Raw genomic sequence first — 18,147 nt, 5'->3', positions numbered from 1 at the left:
CCAGTTCTTCATATTTACAGTATTTATGAATCGGGGTATGATCTCTAATGTATAGATGTATACAAGTATACTGAGAGGATGTAATTTATGAAACTAGGCATGGTAGGACTCGGAAAAATGGGCCATAATCTGGTCATGAATTTGCTGCGCCATAACCACGAGGTTGCGGCCTATGATATGAATCCGGAGGCAGTACGCCGTGTTGCTGAGCATGGAGCTATTCCTGCAGCGAGTCTGGAACAACTTGTGGCCGCACTTCAGCCGCCGCGGATTATCTGGATTATGGTACCGGCCGGAGCTGCTCTTCAGTCTGTCATCTCCACTCTGACCCCACATTTGGATGCAAATGATATCGTGATTGACGGAGGCAACTCCCACTATAAAAATTCGATTGAGCTAGCTGAACAGTTGGCGAAGTCCGGCATTCGCTTCTTCGACGTAGGAACCTCCGGCGGCATCGAAGGCGCTGAACAAGGGGGCTGCTTTATGATTGGCGGCGATGAAGCTGCATTCCGCACCATTGAGCCAATTTTCCAAGATATCGCTGTGAAGAACGGTTATATGTATACCGGTAACCCTGGAAGCGGACATTTTCTGAAGATGGTCCATAACGGAATTGAATACGGAATGATGCAGGCGATCGCCGAAGGTTTTGAAGTACTGGACAAGAGCCAATATAACTACAATTATGAAGATGTAGCCAAGGTATGGTCGAATGGATCGGTGATTCGCAGCTGGCTGATGGAACTGATACAGGATGCTTTCTCCAAAGATCCGAAGCTGGAGGGAATCCGCGGCGTGATGCAATCCTCGGGCGAAGGTAAATGGACGGTTGAGACAGCACTGGAACTACAGGCAAGTGCCCCAGTCATCGCAATGTCGTTGTTCATGCGTTACCGCTCACTTGAAGATGACACCTTCCACGGCAAAGTCGTCGCTGCTCTGCGTAACGAATTTGGCGGCCACGCTGTAGAATCAAGCAAATAAATTTAGGTATCCTAAATCTTTCATGCTATGATCTTATAAACGCATGCCTGTAGTGCGTGTTTATTAAGTCAGGCTTTCAGCACCAAAGCTTATGCTTCCGATATATACTTTTGCAAAATGTTGGATGAGCTTGGGACTGGCAGCTGGAGTCTTTCTAAACAACCTCTATTAGTGATAGGAGTATGGAATGATGAAGTTTCCCTCTAGTTGGCTAAAGGGCAGCTCACTTGGTGAATCGATCGCCAGCGAGCTGCGCCTGCATATTATAAGCGGGGACATTAAACCGGGTACGGTGCTATCCGAGAATCGGATTGCTGCGGATTTTGGCGCCAGTCGCTCTCCGGTGCGCGAAGCCTTGAAAACGCTGTCCAGTGAAGGATTGATCACCCTGCAAAGAATGGGCGCGGTCGTGAACGGGCTTCAAGTACAGGACTATGAAGAATTGTATGACGTCAGGTACCTAATTGAAAGCTTTGCCTGGAAACGGTTGGCCAGCAGCCACTCAGCGGAATTAATCACTCCGCTGCGGCAGATTATCGACAAAATGGATTTAGCCGGCAAGCATCGGGATGTTGTAGAGTTCGCCTATCAGGATCTAACCTTCCATGAGACGATCATTAAGGCTGCGAATCATACTCGAATCTGGCATCTATGGATGAGCATCCGGCAGATTGTGATGACCGTTATGCTAATTACGACAAATCAAATTTTGTCCCAGGATGACTACAGGATCAACTATGTTGTCAATAAGCATCGCAAGTTGCTAGCCGGACTGGAATCCAAAGATCCACATATCATCGCCCGCAATGTTGAAGAATATTTCGAGGATTCCGTCCAAACCTTGCATACAAGTATTCCGGAATAATAGATCTCCTGCAGGAGAAAGAAGGTGCGTTGTGAAGTGAACAAAACATCATTTATGATCGGTGTTGATATCGGAACGACTAGTACAAAAGCTGTACTTTACGAAGAAAACGGTACTGTTGTTGCGAGCGCAAATATTGAATATCCATTATATACGCCCTCTGCAGATATTGCTGAACAAGATCCGGAGGAGATTTTTGCCGCTGTTTTGCAGGCGGTTCAGCAAATAATCCAGCAGAGCAAGGCGGAGGCAAGCCAAATCCTGTTTGTCTCCTTCAGCACGGCCATGCATAGTGTAATTCCGGTAGATGAAGCGGGAGCTCCGTTGATGCGCTGCCTGACCTGGGCCGATAACCGCAGCGTCAAATGGGCGGATAAGCTGAAGAAGGAACTGGGCGGGCATGAAATTTATCTCCGGACCGGAACACCGATTCACCCGATGTCTCCGCTGACGAAAATATTATGGCTGCGCCATGAGCGGCCGGATATTTTCAATAAAACTCGTAAATTTATTTCTATTAAGGAATATATATTCTTCAAGTTGTTTGGAAAATATATAGTCGATCATTCCATTGCATCGGCAACCGGACTGATGAACCTGGAGCAGCTGGACTGGGATAGCGAGGCGCTGCAGCTCGCTGGCATTACTCCGGAGCACCTGTCTTCTCTTGTATCAACGACGTTTATTTTGCATGAGCTTGCCCCTGAGTACGCTAACAGAATGGGTCTGCTCGCCTCTACCCCATTTGTGATCGGGGCAAGCGACGGGGTTCTATCAAATCTGGGTGTCGGCGCCATCGATCCTGGAGTCGTTGCCGTCACCATCGGCACGAGCGGAGCGATCCGCACGGTAGTGGATAAGCCCAGGACCGATCCGAAAGGGCGGATTTTCTGCTATGCTCTAACCGAGCAGCATTGGGTGATCGGCGGAGCGGTCAATAACGGTGGCGTTATTTTCCGCTGGGTGCGCGATGAAATTGCTGCATCCGAGGTCGAGACCGCCAAGCGGCTCGGAATCAGCTCCTATGATGTGTTAACGAAGATCGCAGAGCGGGTATCCCCGGGCTCAAACGGTCTCCTCTTCCATCCATACCTGTCGGGAGAGCGAGCTCCGCTATGGAATCCGAACGCACGCGGTTCTTTCTTCGGTCTGACCCTGCATCATCAGAAGGAGCATATGATTCGTGCCGTTTTGGAAGGCGTTATCTACAATCTGTATACCGTTCTGCTGGCTATGGAAGAACAAATTGGACGGCCGCTTAAAATTCATGCCACCGGCGGATTTGCCCGCTCCCCATTATGGCGGCAAATGCTGGCCGATATTTTCGACCAGACCGTCGTCATCCCTGAGAGCTTCGAGAGCTCTTGCCTGGGGGCAGTCGTACTTGGCCTATATGCGCTGGGAAGAATCGATTCCTTCAATCATGTCTCCACTATGATCGGAGAAACCTATGAACATACGCCAAACCGCGATAATTCAGCGATCTATAAGGAGCTCCTTCCTATCTATATCCGCATCTCGCGAAAATTGGAGGAAGATTATCAAGCCATAGCCGATTTTCAGCGCAATCATCAAGCGGGTAATAAATAGTCTGATCATACGAACAGGACCTGACGAATGTCAGGTCCTGTTTTTTATTTTATTTCTATGAAAAGAGCTCATTTATTCTACTAACGATCCTCATATTTATCCAACTAAAAAAGTTATTCACAATCTATCGAAGAACAAATTTCGATCGTCTTGGAATAACCTGTGCACATTTTTTTTCGTTAATTCACAGTTCCTGTCGATTTTTAAACAGATTATAAACAATATATAGTGTTGTTGACGGAATTTATACACAAGTTATTGAATTTGTGGATAAATCCGCGCATTCCATTGAAATATAAGGCTTCTTTTGCTATGATTATATTGCTTTCACTGTGAATATCTATCAAACGCTATAAAATTATCAACAGCCTGTGGATAATATTGTGAACAATTCAAAGTTATCCACTTTTATAATGATTACATTTTTCTGAGTAATGGGGATAAAACTCCCCTTTATTTATGTTTTTTCGACTTTTTTTGCATGGCTCATGCCACAATTGGATGATTTAAAAGGAGTGACAGTCTGTGGATAGCCATACTTCTGAAATATGGCAAAATATTTTATCCATCATTAATACCAAGCTCAGCAAGCCCAGCTTCGATACTTGGTTCAAAGCGACCAAAGTTGTATCCATCGACGATCATTCCATCGTTATCTCAGCTCCCACCACGTTTGCAGTGGAGTGGCTGGAGAGCCGATATACGAAATTGGTAGCTACCACGGTTTATGAATATCTCGGCAAACAGGTGGACGTATCCTTTGTCATCGAAGAATCGGCCCCACCCGAGCAACCCCCAGTTTATAAGGAGCCCCAGGCACCCGTCCAAACCGAAGAGAGCATATCTCACATGCTCAATCCCAAATACACCTTTGATACTTTCGTTATTGGATCCGGGAACCGGTTTGCCCATGCAGCTTCGCTTGCTGTTGCTGAAGCGCCGGCCAGAGCTTACAATCCTCTATTCTTATATGGAGGCGTGGGACTAGGCAAGACACATTTAATGCATGCGATTGGACATTATATTCTGGAGCATAGCCCCAGCAGCAAGGTCGTATACATTTCCTCCGAGAAATTTACGAATGAATTCATTAATGCCATCCGGGATAACCGAGCGGAGAGCTTCCGCAATAAATATCGAAATATAGATATCCTTCTTATTGACGATATTCAATTTATTGCCGGAAAAGAGTCGACGCAGGAGGAATTCTTCCATACTTTCAACGCTCTGCATGAAGAGCGCAAACAGATTATTATCTCTAGTGATCGGCCGCCTAAGGAGATTCCAACTTTAGAAGAGCGGCTCCGATCGAGGTTTGAATGGGGACTTATCACCGATATTCAGCCTCCGGATCTGGAGACCCGGATCGCTATTTTGCGCAAGAAGGCCAAGGCGGAGAACCTCGATATCCCGAACGAAGCGATGATGTATATCGCCAACCAGATCGATACAAACATCCGGGAGCTTGAAGGGGCGCTGATCCGTGTCGTTGCATATTCGTCCTTAATCAATCAGGACATTACAACTCATCTAGCCGCCGAAGCATTGAAGGATATTATCCCTTCCAGCCGTCCAAAGATGATTACGATTCAGGATATTCAGCAGCGGGTCGGCGAATACTTCAATCTCAAGATGGAGGACTTCAAGGCGCGTAAGCGGACTAAAGCTATTGCCTTCCCTCGCCAGATCGCGATGTATCTATCCAGGGAGCTGACCGACTTCTCATTGCCCAAGATCGGGGATGCCTTCGGGGGACGAGATCATACAACAGTAATCCATGCTCATGAGAAAATTTCGCAGCAGGTTAAGAATGACCAGGAATTGAATAAAGTTATCAACAACATCACGGAGAAAATTAAAAATTCATCCTGAATAAGCTATAAGCCTATGCACATGATATGCACATGTGGATAGGCTTCATTTCATATGATTATGCTTGTTATCCACATATTCAGGGTCCCTACTACTACTATTACTATAAATAATAATATTCATCATAGATAATAGCGGCACTGCCGCTGCTCATTAACCAACCCTGCCATTCTTCCAGAACAAGCTGTTTCAGTTACTAATATGCTGCTATGAGAGTTTTTATGACTGCCCGCATTTTTGGGGTTTGAGAAGTAGAAGAATAAGATACTTTTTTTAGGAGTTGAATTTATGAAAATCCGCGTCTTAAAACATGAATTGAATGAGTCTATCCAGCATGTATCCAAAGCGATCTCCAGCCGTACAACAATCCCGATTCTGACGGGGATCAAGATCGAAGTTAATTATCAGGGAATGACGCTGACTGCCAGCGACACCGATATTTCTATTCAAGCCTATATTCCGGTTGAGGATAACGAGAAGCAAATCGTACAAGTAGAACGGCCAGGCAGCGTTGTGTTGCCCGCTAAATTTTTCGTGGAAATTATTAAGAAGCTGCCTTCCTCTGAAATTGAGATGGAGCTCCTCGACGGATTCCAGACCAGAATCACTTCCGGCTCTACCGATATTCAGATGGTCGGCATGGATCCGGAGGAATATCCTGTACTTCCGAGCATTGAAGAGAATGAAGTAATCTCGATTCAAGGCGATCTGCTCAAAAATATGATCAAACAGACGACATTTTCGATCTCTACCAACGAGACATCACCGATTCTGACAGGTATTCTATGGGATATTAACGGGAATGACTTCAAACTGGTGGCTACAGACCGTCACCGCTTGGCAAGCCGTACTGCACAGATCGACAATGCGGACGAAATTCGCGTCAGCAATGTTGTTATTTCCGGTAAGACGCTGAATGAACTGAGCAAGATCATACCTGACCAAAATACAATTGTGGATATCGTTGTTGCCGATAATCAGGTATTATTTAAAATTGATCGGGTGTTGTTCTATACTCGTATTCTGGACGGAACCTATCCGGACACATCCAGAATCATCCCGACGAACTATAAGTCGGAATTGGTTATCGATACGAAGAAATTAAGCGAGTCCATCGACCGGGCTTATTTGCTGTCGCGTGAAGAAAAGTCGAATATCGTCCGTCTGCAAACCTTTGAGAACAGCACGATAGAGATATCCTCCAGTTCCACTGAACTCGGGAAGGTCGTTGAACAATTGGATGTAATTCAATACACCGGAGATCCGCTGCGGATTTCTTTTAACTCGAAATATATGCTGGACGTGCTTAAGGTGGTTGAGAGCGAGCAGCTCCATATTGGTTTCACCGGAGCGATGAGCCCGATGATCGTTAAACCGGTGGATGACAGCCAAAGTCTCTATCTGATCCTGCCTTACCGCACAACCAATTAACTTTAAGGAAGTTCAAAAAGATCACTTTGAGAAGCAAACCTCTCAGTGCTGAAAACCGGTCTTTTTGAACCCTATTTGAAGAGAAGAGAGGAAGTTCAAATAGAGATGAAGAAGATCAGCATCTCGGATGAGTATATTAAGCTGGATCAATTTCTGAAGCTGGCCGACTGTGTTAGTACAGGTGGCATGGCCAAGGCTCTGCTGCAGGAAGAAGCTGTAGCTGTGAATAATGAGCCCGAGCAGCGCCGCGGCCGTAAGTTATACCCTGGGGATATTGTAGAAGTGCGGGATTGCGGCACTTTTCAAGTGGCCGGCAAGTAGCTCCCTGAACCTGAAGCGACAGGTGGAAATGAGGGCATGAACCATTGTGTTTGTTAATAAATTAAGCTTGCAGCATTATCGGAACTATGACGCGCTAAATCTTGATTCTTTTGGAGATGTGAATCTCATTCTCGGACGCAATGCCCAGGGCAAGACGAATTTGCTCGAGGCATTGCTTGTCCTGGCTTTGACCAAGTCCCACCGCACCAGTAAAGATCGGGAGCTGATCTCCTTCGGACAGGATTACGCTGCCGTCTCGGCGGAGGTCGAGAAGAAGTACGGGACGGTTCAAGTGGAGCTGCGCTTCTCCAACCAGGGCAAGAAGGCCAAGCTCAACGGACTGGAGCAGCGCAAGCTAAGCGAGTTCGTCGGTGCGCTTAACGCCGTTATGTTCGCACCAGAGGATCTGGAGATTGTAAAGGGAACCCCTGGGGTGCGCCGACGCTTCCTCGATATGGAGATTGGTCAAGTGCAGCCCAGCTATTTATTTCATCTGCAGCAATATCAGAAGGTGCTGGTGCAGCGCAATAATCTGTTGAAGCAGGCTTGGGGTAAGGAAGCCCAGCATGCGGTCATGTTGGAGATCTGGAATGAGCAATTAGTGGAGCATGGTGTTAAAATTATCAAGAAGAGGAAACAATTTATAAAGAAACTGCAAAAATGGGCGGAACAGATTCATGACGGTATCACTGGGGGGAGCGAGAAGCTGGAATTATCCTATCTTCCCTCCTTCGGAGAAGCCGAGACAGAAGATGAAGCTGTCTTATTGGAGCAATTTATGATAAAGTTATCACAAATGAAGGATCAGGAAATCCGCCGCGGCATGACCTTAGCGGGTCCTCATCGCGATGATATAACTTTTTATATTAATGGCAATGAAGCACAGACCTATGGTTCACAGGGACAACAGCGGACCACGGCACTATCACTTAAATTAGCGGAGATTGAGCTTATTAACGAGGAGATCGGAGAATACCCGATCCTGCTCCTGGATGATGTATTATCCGAGCTTGATCCATACCGTCAAACCCAATTGATCGAGACGTTTCAAAGTAAAGTGCAGACGTTCATCACGGCTACGGGAATTGAGAGCATTAACGAGAGCCGGCTTCAGAACGCCAGCATTTTTCATGTTCAAGAGGGACAAGTTCAGAGATAAGGTGGGAAGGTAAGCGATGTACATTCATTTGGGCGGAGAGAAGATCATTCTCTCATCGGAATTGGTAGCGATCTTTGATATATCGATTGAGAAATCATCCAAAATATCGAAACAGTTTGTCACTCACGCGATCCAGGAGAAGAATGTGGTACGGATCGGAGAAGAAGAGGCCAAATCCATCGTTGTCACCAAAAATACCGTGTACTACTCGCCAATTTCCTCCTCCACCCTGAAAAAGAAGACTAATCTGAACTATTTGATGTGATCTTGAATTGAATCTATAGAAGTAGGTGAAGGCATGTCTATGAACGAACAATCGTATGATGAGAGTCAGATACAGGTATTGGAAGGTCTGGAGGCTGTCCGCAAACGTCCGGGGATGTATATTGGTTCGACCAGTGCCCGGGGCTTGCATCATTTGGTCTGGGAAGTCGTTGATAACAGTATTGACGAGGCATTGGCCGGCTACGCGAATAAGATTGACGTAATCGTTCATGAAGATAATAGCGTAACGGTTATCGATAACGGGCGCGGTATTCCAGTTGGTGAACACCCGAAATTGAAGAAATCGACCCTTGAGGTCGTTATGACCGTTCTCCATGCCGGAGGTAAATTCGGCGGCGGCGGGTATAAAGTATCCGGTGGCTTGCACGGGGTTGGCGTATCTGTTGTAAATGCTCTATCTGAGAAAATGGTTGTTGAAGTTACCCGTGACGGTCATGTCTATCAACAGGAATATCGGCGCGGCGCTCCACAATACGACATCCGTGTGATCGGCAATTCCGATGAGGACAAGACCGGGACGAAGACGACCTTCCATCCCGATCCGGAAATCTTCACGGAGACAACTGTTTTTGATTACAACACGCTGTTGACGCGTATTCGTGAGCTTGCTTTCCTGAATAAGGGCATCAACATTTCATTGACGGATAATCGTACCGGAGTCTCGGACACTTTTCACTATGAAGGCGGAATTAACGAATACGTTAAATATTTGAATCATAACAAAGTAGTTCTGCATGAAGAGCCGATTTATGTGGAAGGCAAACGCGATATGATTCAGGTTGAAGTCGCTTTGCAATATAACGACAGCTATACGGAGAATATCTTCTCCTTTGCCAATAACATCAACACGCATGAAGGCGGTACACATGAATCCGGATTCAAGAGCGCGTTGACGAGAATTATTAATGATTATGCCCGCAAGAACAGCATGATCAAGGAAAATGACTCCAACCTGAGCGGGGATGATGTCCGTGAGGGGTTAACGGCGATTATTTCCGTGAAAATTCCCGAACCACAATTTGAAGGGCAGACGAAGACGAAGCTTGGCAATAGTGAAGTCCGTGGAATTGTGGAATCCTTGTTCGCAGAGAAGCTGCAGGAATTCATGGAGGAGAATCCAGCGGTATCGCGCCGGATTCTGGAGAAGGCTCTGCAAGCTTCGCGGGCGCGAGAAGCAGCTCGCAAGGCGCGTGAATTGACGCGTCGTAAGAGTGCGCTTGAGGTTAGCGCCTTGCCAGGCAAGCTCGCTGACTGCTCCTCCAAGGATGCATCGCTTAGCGAACTGTATATCGTCGAAGGTGACTCCGCAGGCGGATCGGCTAAGCAAGGACGTGATCGCCATTTCCAAGCGATTCTGCCGCTGCGCGGGAAGATTCTGAACGTGGAGAAGGCGCGTCTTGATCGCATTCTCGGCAATGCTGAGATTCGTGCAATCATTACCGCACTGGGGACCGGAATTGGCGAGGAGTTCGATATTTCCAAAGCCCGTTACCACAAGGTTATTATTATGACCGATGCCGACGTCGACGGAGCGCATATTCGTACATTGCTGTTGACCTTCTTCTTCCGTTACATGCGGAGGATTATCGAAGCAGGATATGTATATATTGCTCAGCCACCTTTGTTCAAGGTAGAGCGCAACAAGGTTGTCCGCTATGCCGGTTCTGAAGCGGAGCGCGATGCGATTATTGCCGAGTTTGGCGAGAATGCCAAGTACAATGTGCAGCGCTATAAAGGTCTCGGAGAAATGAACGCTGAACAGCTCTGGGAGACAACCATGGATCCTGAGAGCCGTACGATGCAGCAGGTATCGATCTCCGATGCGATGGAAGCTGATAAAATATTTGATGTGCTTATGGGCGATAGTGTTGAGCCGCGGCGCGACTTTATCCATGAACATGCTAAATACGTGAAAAACCTGGATATTTAAAGTTCAAGTCATAAAAAGGCCGAGAAGAGCATCCCCTCAACTCGGCCTTTTTTTATACCGGTGGAGCAGCAAACTACTTCTTAGGTTTCAGACGTCCATAGTGAACGGCATAACGGCGGATTTTCTTATAAATCTCTTTGTTAGCAAGATGCTTAAAGGGGAAGAGGGCCGGAAGTGTGTTCACTTCCAGAATCCAGATGCGATGTTGTTCATCAATGGCCAGATCCAGACCGATTTCCTTCAAATTGGGGAATCTTCGGGCGAGTTGAGCGGCGACGCGCACTCCTAGCACCTTCATCTCCTTGTATATGCCAGTAAATTGTCTAGGTGTAAGGTGAGGGGCGAACAAACTCTCAATCGTCATAATCGTGCCACCGCCGCGGTAATTGGTAATGATCTTCTGCGGGGCTGCCAAACGTCCGATAAATCCAGTCGTCTCCCAAGTTTTATGCGGTGTCTTTTGAACAAGAGCACGAATATCGAATTTGGATCGTCGGAATGTCAGCGTTCGGATACCGGTCTGAATTAGAAATAATCTTTTGCCAATATAAGAGGAGATGGAGGCATGCAGCTCCTCTATTGTCGGGAATAGCTCCGTTTGAATGCCGTGTCGGAGCTTATATTGTTGGCCTGCAGCAGCATCGAGTTCATCATGCCACAGTTCGGCACTCATGACTCCGATTCCATAAGTCCCGCAGTCTGGTTTGATAAATACGACGCCGTAAGTATTCAGCATTTCTCCAAGTTGCTCAATAGAGTATTTTCTTGTATCTGGAATGTAAGGACGAACGAGTTCGTTTTGCCGTAAAATGACGGTTTTCTCCCATTTGCTTGCTATACGTTGTATCGCCAAGTACTTATCCTTCCTTTCTGTACCCCGGATGCTGCCCTAAGGTATGAAAAACATAGGACAGGAGAGAAAAACAATGATATAATTAAAAGATGCGGGGATTTTATAAGTTTTTTGATGAATCGAATAAATTGCCTATATTTTCAGTGTATGAAGGGACGTAACAATGGGAATGGACACATCCCCATTTTTATTGTTGTCTATGGGAGTTTAGGATGAGAAATCGTTACGTTTAAGTGAGCCGTTTTTGTGAAACGATGTTAATGACTGGCTTTTTCATAATCATCCTGTACGTAGGCACATGGATAAATTTTTAGGAGGTCCAGCATGGCGGAGGAAAAATTTTCGCAAATTGTAGATAGGGACATTAATGTGGAAATGCGCGAATCCTTTATGGATTATGCGATGAGCATCATTGTCAGCCGTGCTTTGCCCGATGTTAGGGATGGTTTGAAGCCTGTCCATCGGCGCATTTTGTATGCGATGTCCGAGCTCGGTATGTATCCAGACAAGCCGTTTAAGAAATCGGCAAGAATCGTTGGCGAAGTTATCGGTAAATACCACCCTCATGGCGATTCAGCAGTTTATGAGACGATGGTACGTATGGCGCAGGATTTCTCGATGCGTTATATGTTGGTTGAGGGGCATGGCAACTTCGGCTCCATCGACGGAGACTTTGCAGCTGCGATGCGTTATACAGAAGCGCGTCTGTCCAAGATTGCTATGGAAATGCTGCGCGATATTAACAAAGAGACCATCGACTTTATGCCGAACTATGATGGTGAGGAGCATGAACCTGTCGTTCTGCCTGCACGTTACCCGAATCTGCTCGTTAATGGTGTGTCGGGGATCGCTGTCGGGATGGCAACCAATATTCCACCGCATAATTTGGGCGAAGTTATCGATGGGGTTCAGGCTATGATCGAGAACCCTGATATTGATTCTTTGGATTTGATGGAATATATCAAAGGACCCGATTTCCCAACAGCTGGCTTCATCGTTGGCCGCTCCGGCATTCGTCAGGCGTATACGACGGGCCGCGGTTCAATTACAATGCGTGCCAAGACCACCATTGAAGAGAACAACAATAAAGCGCGTATCATCGTTGATGAACTGCCTTATCAGGTCAATAAGGCGCGGCTTGTTGAGAAAATCGCTGAGCTGGTACGTGAGAAGAGAATCGATGGCATTACCGATTTGCGCGATGAATCGGACCGTAATGGGATGCGCGTCGTTATCGAACTGCGTCGGGATGTCAATCCGAATGTCGTATTGAACAACTTATATAAACATACTTCTTTGCAAAGCACGTTTGGGATTAACATGCTCGCTATCGTTAACAACGAGCCGAAGATTCTGACGCTGCGGGAAGTTCTCCATCACTATATACAGCACCAGGTAGATGTCATTCGCCGGCGCACCGAATTTGAGCTGAAAAAAGCGGAAGCCCGCGCTCATATTTTGGAAGGCCTGCGGATTGCCCTGGATCATCTGGATGAAGTTATCGCCTTGATCCGCAGCTCGCAGACTGCCGAGATTGCCCGCAACGGCTTGATCGAACGCTTTGGTCTGAGCGAGGAGCAGGCGCAGGCTATTCTGGATATGCGTCTCCAACGTCTGACTGGGTTGGAACGTGAGAAGATCGAGGCGGAATATCAAGAGCTTCTGCAGAAAATCGCCGAATACCGTGAGATTCTGGCCAGCGAAGCGCTTGTATTGCAAATTATTAGCGATGAATTGCAAGAGATTCGCGAGCGTTATTCCGATGATCGCCGCACCGCAATTATAGTTGGTGAAGAGAGCATTCTGGATGAGGACTTGATTCCGCAAGAGGAGGTCGTTATTACGATCACCCATACGGGATACATCAAGCGTCTTCCAGTAACGACTTATCGCAGCCAGAAGCGGGGGGGACGTGGTGTCGTCGGGATGGATACGAAGGATAATGACTTCGTTGAGCATCTCTTCGTGACGAATACGCATCATTATTTGATGTTCTTCACCGACCGTGGTAAGGCCTACCGACTGAAAGCTTATGAGATTCCAGAGCTTGGCCGGACCGCACGCGGGACGCCTATCATTAATCTGATTCAGATTGAGCAAGGCGAGACGGTTAATGCCGTAATTCCGGTAGAGAACTTCGATGAGGATAAATATCTGTTCTTTGCGACTCGCCAAGGGATCGTGAAGAAAACTCCGCTCGAAGATTACGTGAATATACGTAAGGGCGGTTTGATCGCCGTTAATCTTCGCGAGGATGATACCTTGATTGATGTAAGACTTACCGATGGCGAACAAGAACTCATTATGGGTACAGCCAAAGGAATGTCGATCCGCTTCCCTGAGAGTGATGTGCGTTCGATGGGACGTGCGGCAACCGGAGTGAAGGGGATTACACTCGATGAGGATGATCAATTGATCGCCATGGACGTTGTCGTCTCGGATCAGGAAATTCTGATCGTTACGACGAAAGGATACGGCAAACGTACTCCGGTGTCTGACTATCGCATCCAGAGCCGCGGTGGTAAAGGGATTAAGACGATCAATATTACGGACAAGAATGGTCCTGTAGTAGGTCTGAAGGTCGTTAAGGACGATGAAGACTTGATGATCATTACTAGTAGCGGAACCTTGATCAGAATGAGCATGGAGGGCATCTCCACCATGGGGCGTTATGCACAAGGGGTGAAGCTGATTAATATTCGTGATGAGGATTCTGTAGCTACGGTCTGCCGTTCCGATAAGAGCGATGACAGTGAGGATACGGATGAACTGGGCGAGATGAATGGTGACAGCATCGAGTCTATTTCGGAAGATATCGGTACTGAGCTGGGCGAAGCGCCGGAAACAGACGAAGAATAATTATATATTTCTAGAGGACTTCCAATTGGAAGTCCTCTTTTATTACTTTTAAGCGTTAAAAGAAGGATTGTTGGTCTAGTCAACTCGTAATATAATGACTATAAACTTATAAAGGTAGTTCAAAAAGTCTATTTTTGATTACGAAGGAAAAACATGAGGCTATTTAACATCTTATCTTGAGTCCATCGGGGGCCTATACGGAGGCTTACAAAGCCCGTTTCCCCTGGTACATCTCTGATGCTTGAGTACGAACTACATATGGCTGCATTTCTCATGCCCTGACTTTATGGACGGAACGTTTCGGGAGAACGCATATCGGAAGCATAAGCTTTGATGCTGGAACGGTCCTTTTTGAACAAGTACATATAGTGCTGATTGACTATACCTATTAATTTGAAGATTGGTCCAAGGAGAGATTAAGAAATGGTGAGTATTCCTCTAACCGATGTAAGACCAGGCTTAAAAATAGCAAGTCACGTGTATACGCCGCTTGGTGGGTTATTGCTGCAAAAGGGCAAGGTGCTATTGCCGCGGGACCTGGATATTTTGCGTGCTTTTCTGGTTGCTCAAGTGGAAGTGGACGAACCTCCAGCGGTGGGACGAGGGGAATCCGTCAATTCCTCTGCAGCCGATAAATCAAAGCCTGCTGCCGTTTCTGCATCTGAATTGGAATCGAGTCCAACTGGAGCCTTACATAAGGAATATGATCGGATGCTGCTGCTGACGAAAAATGCTTTTCAATCTGTGCTCGCTGCTGAACTGCCTATATATGAGCTGCGTAACCAGTTGGAGGCTCTGATCAAACAATTGAAGCATTATAATATTCTGACATTTATGCCGCGCAACCATAAAGAATATGATTATTTGTACCATAATGCCATACTATCTGCTCTGACTTCCTATCAATTGGCCGGGTGGCACGGACTTCCGCAGAAGGATTGGATGCAGGTTGCATTTGCTGGCCTGCTGCATGATATCGGCAATACGAGGATAGATCCGCAAATTCTGTTCAAAACGGAGCCCTTAACGGAGGCTGAGCGTGATGAGATGCGAATGCACACGACCTATGGCTATCAGCAGCTGCGCAAAACTTCGGCAATCAATGAAGGGGTAAGGCTAACGGCACTGCAGCATCATGAGAAAATGGATGGCAGCGGCTATCCGTTCCATCTGGTCGGCGAGAAAATTCATATTTATGCTAGAATCGTCGCTATTTCAGATATTTTTCATGCGATGACCCTGAATCGGGCATATCGTCGGGCGGTATCACCTTATCTGGTATTGGAACAGATCAAGACGGAATCCTTCGGTAAGCTGGATCCTAGCATTGTGCAGACCTTCGTAGATAAGGTTACTCAATTCCATAACGGGACTCGAATCAGGTTAAGCGATAACCAGATAGGAGAGATCGTATTTTCCGATCGTAATCATCCTACGCGGCCTATGGTATCCGTGCAGGGGAAGATTATTAATCTGGTTCAAGAGACGAACCTGTATATTGAGGAAGTCCTCACATAGACTTGCCTTATAGAAGGCCAGGTTTAACCAATGGGCTGCGTGGCGGAGGCATAAGCTTTGACGCAGCTTGGACGGACTTGGAGAGAAAGTTTTGAATAGGGTTGCAATTCGATGGAATATAGGGTATATTTATAAACGCTGTTGCTAACAACGAAAGTTGCTTCGAGAAAAGATTTTGAAAAAAAGTCTTGCATTGAAGAACAGCATGTGATATATTATAAGAGTTGCTGCTGAGAACGCAGCGACGCTAAAAACGAAGTTGATCTTTGAAAACTGAACAACGAGTGAGCGGGTTTCACGTCAAGTGAAATCTAAGAAATAAGTCAGATTCAAAATGAGCTAATCGCTCTTTTCAATGAGCAACACTTTATTGGAGAGTTTGATCCTGGCTCAGGACGAACGCTGGCGGCGTGCCTAATACATGCAAGTCGAGCGGACTTGATGGAGAGCTTGCTCTCCAGAGAGTTAGCGGCGGACGGGTGAGTAACACGTAGGTAACCTGCCTGTAAGACTGGGATAACTAGCGGAAACGTTAGCTAATACCGGATAATTTATTTTCTCGCATGGGGAAGTAATGAAAGACGGAGCAATCTGTCACTTGCAGATGGACCTGCGGCGCATTAGCTAGTTGGTGGGGTAACGGCTCACCAAGGCGACGATGCGTAGCCGACCTGAGAGGGTGAACGGCCACACTGGGACTGAGACACGGCCCAGACTCCTACGGGAGGCAGCAGTAGGGAATCTTCCGCAATGGACGAAAGTCTGACGGAGCAACGCCGCGTGAGTGATGAAGGTTTTCGGATCGTAAAGCTCTGTTGCCAGGGAAGAACGTTCGGTAGAGTAACTGCTACCGGAGTGACGGTACCTGAGAAGAAAGCCCCGGCTAACTACGTGCCAGCAGCCGCGGTAATACGTAGGGGGCAAGCGTTGTCCGGAATTATTGGGCGTAAAGCGCGCGCAGGCGGCTATTTAAGTCTGATGTTTAATCCTAAGGCTCAACCTTAGGTCGCATTGGAAACTGGGTAGCTTGAGTGCAGAAGAGGAGAGTGGAATTCCACGTGTAGCGGTGAAATGCGTAGAGATGTGGAGGAACACCAGTGGCGAAGGCGACTCTCTGGGCTGTAACTGACGCTGAGGCGCGAAAGCGTGGGGAGCAAACAGGATTAGATACCCTGGTAGTCCACGCCGTAAACGATGAATGCTAGGTGTTAGGGGTTTCGATACCCTTGGTGCCGAAGTTAACACATTAAGCATTCCGCCTGGGGAGTACGGTCGCAAGACTGAAACTCAAAGGAATTGACGGGGACCCGCACAAGCAGTGGAGTATGTGGTTTAATTCGAAGCAACGCGAAGAACCTTACCAGGTCTTGACATCCCTCTGACCGGTACAGAGATGTGCCTTTCCTTCGGGACAGAGGAGACAGGTGGTGCATGGTTGTCGTCAGCTCGTGTCGTGAGATGTTGGGTTAAGTCCCGCAACGAGCGCAACCCTTGATTTTAGTTGCCAGCACATAAAGGTGGGCACTCTAGAATGACTGCCGGTGACAAACCGGAGGAAGGCGGGGATGACGTCAAATCATCATGCCCCTTATGACCTGGGCTACACACGTACTACAATGGCTGGTACAACGGGAAGCGAAGTCGCGAGATGGAGCGAATCCTAAAAAGCCAGTCTCAGTTCGGATTGCAGGCTGCAACTCGCCTGCATGAAGTCGGAATTGCTAGTAATCGCGGATCAGCATGCCGCGGTGAATACGTTCCCGGGTCTTGTACACACCGCCCGTCACACCACGAGAGTTTACAACACCCGAAGTCGGTGAGGTAACCGCAAGGGGCCAGCCGCCGAAGGTGGGGTAGATGATTGGGGTGAAGTCGTAACAAGGTAGCCGTATCGGAAGGTGCGGCTGGATCACCTCCTTTCTATGGAGAATCGTTCTCTGCAACGAGAACATTCAAATAATTCAGGTTTCGGCCTGTTGCTCACTCGTTGGTCAGTTTTGAGAGTTCAACTCTCAACTTGACAGAAATTTCAAACGTCACTTGCGTGATCGTTTTGAATTTTGTCTTTGATCCTTGAAAACTGGATATACGAAACGAAATTTTGCGTTTTAGAAACATTCCTTTAAGCTGAACTTGTGTCAAAACAAGTTTATAGATTAGTGGTTTGATATTTTCCCGCTGGGAAAAGTCATGGTTAAGCTACTAAGAGCACACGGAGGATGCCTAGGCACTAGGAGCCGAAGAAGGACGTGGCGAACAACGATACTGCCTCGGGGAGCTGTAAGCAAGCGTCGATCCGGGGATGTCCGAATGGGGAAACCCGGCTGGATTAATCTCCAGTCACTCATATCTGAATACATAGGGTATGAAGAGGCAAACCAGGGGAACTGAAACATCTAAGTACCCTGAGGAAGAGAAAACAAAAGTGATTCCGTCAGTAGCGGCGAGCGAACGCGGAGCAGCCCAAACCAGGGAGC

12 protein-coding genes, 1 rRNA gene and 1 other annotated feature (1 of these 14 running past the window's edge) are annotated in these 18,147 nt (G+C 47.2%); of the genes, 12 read left to right on the top strand and 1 reads right to left on the bottom strand.

The genetic code is table 11. From position 1 onward, the window contains the following. Window positions 1–87: 87 nt before the first annotated feature. The 9 genes from gnd to gyrB all read left to right on the top strand — a co-directional run bounded on the left by gnd (window position 88) and on the right by gyrB (window position 10,440). Entirely contained in the window at window positions 88–987 is a 900-nt protein-coding gene (gene gnd, locus BN1360_RS03975) for a phosphogluconate dehydrogenase (NAD(+)-dependent, decarboxylating) (protein WP_068778603.1), read from the top strand. A gap of 190 nt (window positions 988–1,177) precedes the next feature. Further along, window positions 1,178–1,852: a GntR family transcriptional regulator gene (locus BN1360_RS03970; protein ID WP_068778602.1), complete on the top strand. Its 675-nt coding sequence runs from the start codon at window positions 1,178–1,180 to the stop codon at window positions 1,850–1,852. Window positions 1,853–1,906: 54 nt separating this feature from the next. After that, window positions 1,907–3,442, top strand: a complete 1,536-nt coding sequence (gene gntK, locus BN1360_RS03965) for a gluconokinase (protein WP_420707879.1) — start codon at window positions 1,907–1,909, stop codon at window positions 3,440–3,442. Window positions 3,443–3,967: 525 nt separating this feature from the next. After that, window positions 3,968–5,314, top strand: coding sequence for a chromosomal replication initiator protein DnaA (gene dnaA, locus BN1360_RS03960; protein ID WP_068778601.1), 1,347 nt, complete (start codon window positions 3,968–3,970; stop codon window positions 5,312–5,314). A gap of 288 nt (window positions 5,315–5,602) precedes the next feature. After that, window positions 5,603–6,745: a DNA polymerase III subunit beta gene (gene dnaN / locus BN1360_RS03955; protein WP_068778600.1), complete on the top strand. Its 1,143-nt coding sequence runs from the start codon at window positions 5,603–5,605 to the stop codon at window positions 6,743–6,745. 105 nt (window positions 6,746–6,850) lie between these two features. Next, window positions 6,851–7,066, top strand: coding sequence for a S4 domain-containing protein YaaA (gene yaaA, locus BN1360_RS03950; RefSeq protein ID WP_068778599.1), 216 nt, complete (start codon window positions 6,851–6,853; stop codon window positions 7,064–7,066). Window positions 7,067–7,112: 46 nt separating this feature from the next. Then, the gene (gene recF / locus BN1360_RS03945; RefSeq protein WP_068778598.1) at window positions 7,113–8,225 is read left to right on the top strand and encodes a DNA replication/repair protein RecF; all 1,113 of its coding nucleotides are present in this window, start codon (window positions 7,113–7,115) and stop codon (window positions 8,223–8,225) included. Window positions 8,226–8,241: 16 nt separating this feature from the next. Beyond that, entirely contained in the window at window positions 8,242–8,490 is a 249-nt protein-coding gene (gene remB, locus BN1360_RS03940; RefSeq protein ID WP_068778597.1) for an extracellular matrix regulator RemB, read from the top strand. Window positions 8,491–8,523: 33 nt separating this feature from the next. Next, on the top strand, window positions 8,524–10,440 hold the full coding sequence (gene gyrB, locus BN1360_RS03935) for a DNA topoisomerase (ATP-hydrolyzing) subunit B (protein ID WP_068778596.1): 1,917 nt from the start codon (window positions 8,524–8,526) through the stop codon (window positions 10,438–10,440). Window positions 10,441–10,513: 73 nt separating this feature from the next. Here gyrB and BN1360_RS03930 read toward each other — a convergent pair whose 3' ends face one another. Further along, window positions 10,514–11,293: a YheC/YheD family protein gene (locus tag BN1360_RS03930; protein WP_068778595.1), complete on the bottom strand. Its 780-nt coding sequence runs from the start codon at window positions 11,291–11,293 to the stop codon at window positions 10,514–10,516. 324 nt (window positions 11,294–11,617) lie between these two features. On the opposite strand from BN1360_RS03930, the gene gyrA reads away from it, so the two are divergent. The 3 genes from gyrA (at window position 11,618) to BN1360_RS03915 (ending at window position 17,590) form a co-directional block, all read left to right on the top strand. After that, complete coding sequence (gene gyrA, locus BN1360_RS03925) at window positions 11,618–14,152, top strand: DNA gyrase subunit A (RefSeq protein ID WP_068778594.1); 2,535 nt, start codon at window positions 11,618–11,620, stop codon at window positions 14,150–14,152. Window positions 14,153–14,575: 423 nt separating this feature from the next. Continuing rightward, a complete protein-coding gene (locus BN1360_RS03920; protein WP_068778593.1) occupies window positions 14,576–15,670 on the top strand; it encodes an HD-GYP domain-containing protein in 1,095 nt (364 codons plus the stop codon). 367 nt (window positions 15,671–16,037) lie between these two features. Further along, window positions 16,038–17,590 (top strand): 16S ribosomal RNA (locus tag BN1360_RS03915). A 272-nt stretch (window positions 17,591–17,862) separates the two neighbouring features. Further along, window positions 17,863–18,147 (top strand) — a sequence feature (23S ribosomal RNA rRNA prediction is too short); it runs 536 nt beyond the window's last position.

The sequence above is a fragment of the Paenibacillus sp. GM2 genome, assembly GCF_900069005.2.
GTDB lineage: Bacteria > Bacillota > Bacilli > Paenibacillales > Paenibacillaceae > Fontibacillus.
Note: the sequence above shows the minus strand (reverse complement) of the source record. Positions and strands in the feature narration are given on the sequence as shown.

Bases quoted from the DNA above. Each gene is read 5' to 3' on its own strand.
- gnd (WP_068778603.1), top strand. From the start codon at position 88: ATGAAACTAGGCATGGTAGGACTCGGAAAAATGGGCCATAATCTGGTC.
- BN1360_RS03970 (WP_068778602.1), top strand. From the start codon at position 1,178: ATGAAGTTTCCCTCTAGTTGGCTAAAGGGCAGCTCACTTGGTGAATCG.
- gntK (WP_420707879.1), top strand. From the start codon at position 1,907: ATGATCGGTGTTGATATCGGAACGACTAGTACAAAAGCTGTACTTTAC.
- dnaN (WP_068778600.1), top strand. From the start codon at position 5,603: ATGAAAATCCGCGTCTTAAAACATGAATTGAATGAGTCTATCCAGCAT.
- yaaA (WP_068778599.1), top strand. From the start codon at position 6,851: ATGAAGAAGATCAGCATCTCGGATGAGTATATTAAGCTGGATCAATTT.
- remB (WP_068778597.1), top strand. From the start codon at position 8,242: ATGTACATTCATTTGGGCGGAGAGAAGATCATTCTCTCATCGGAATTG.
- gyrB (WP_068778596.1), top strand. From the start codon at position 8,524: ATGTCTATGAACGAACAATCGTATGATGAGAGTCAGATACAGGTATTG.
- gyrA (WP_068778594.1), top strand. From the start codon at position 11,618: ATGGCGGAGGAAAAATTTTCGCAAATTGTAGATAGGGACATTAATGTG.
- BN1360_RS03920 (WP_068778593.1), top strand. From the start codon at position 14,576: ATGGTGAGTATTCCTCTAACCGATGTAAGACCAGGCTTAAAAATAGCA.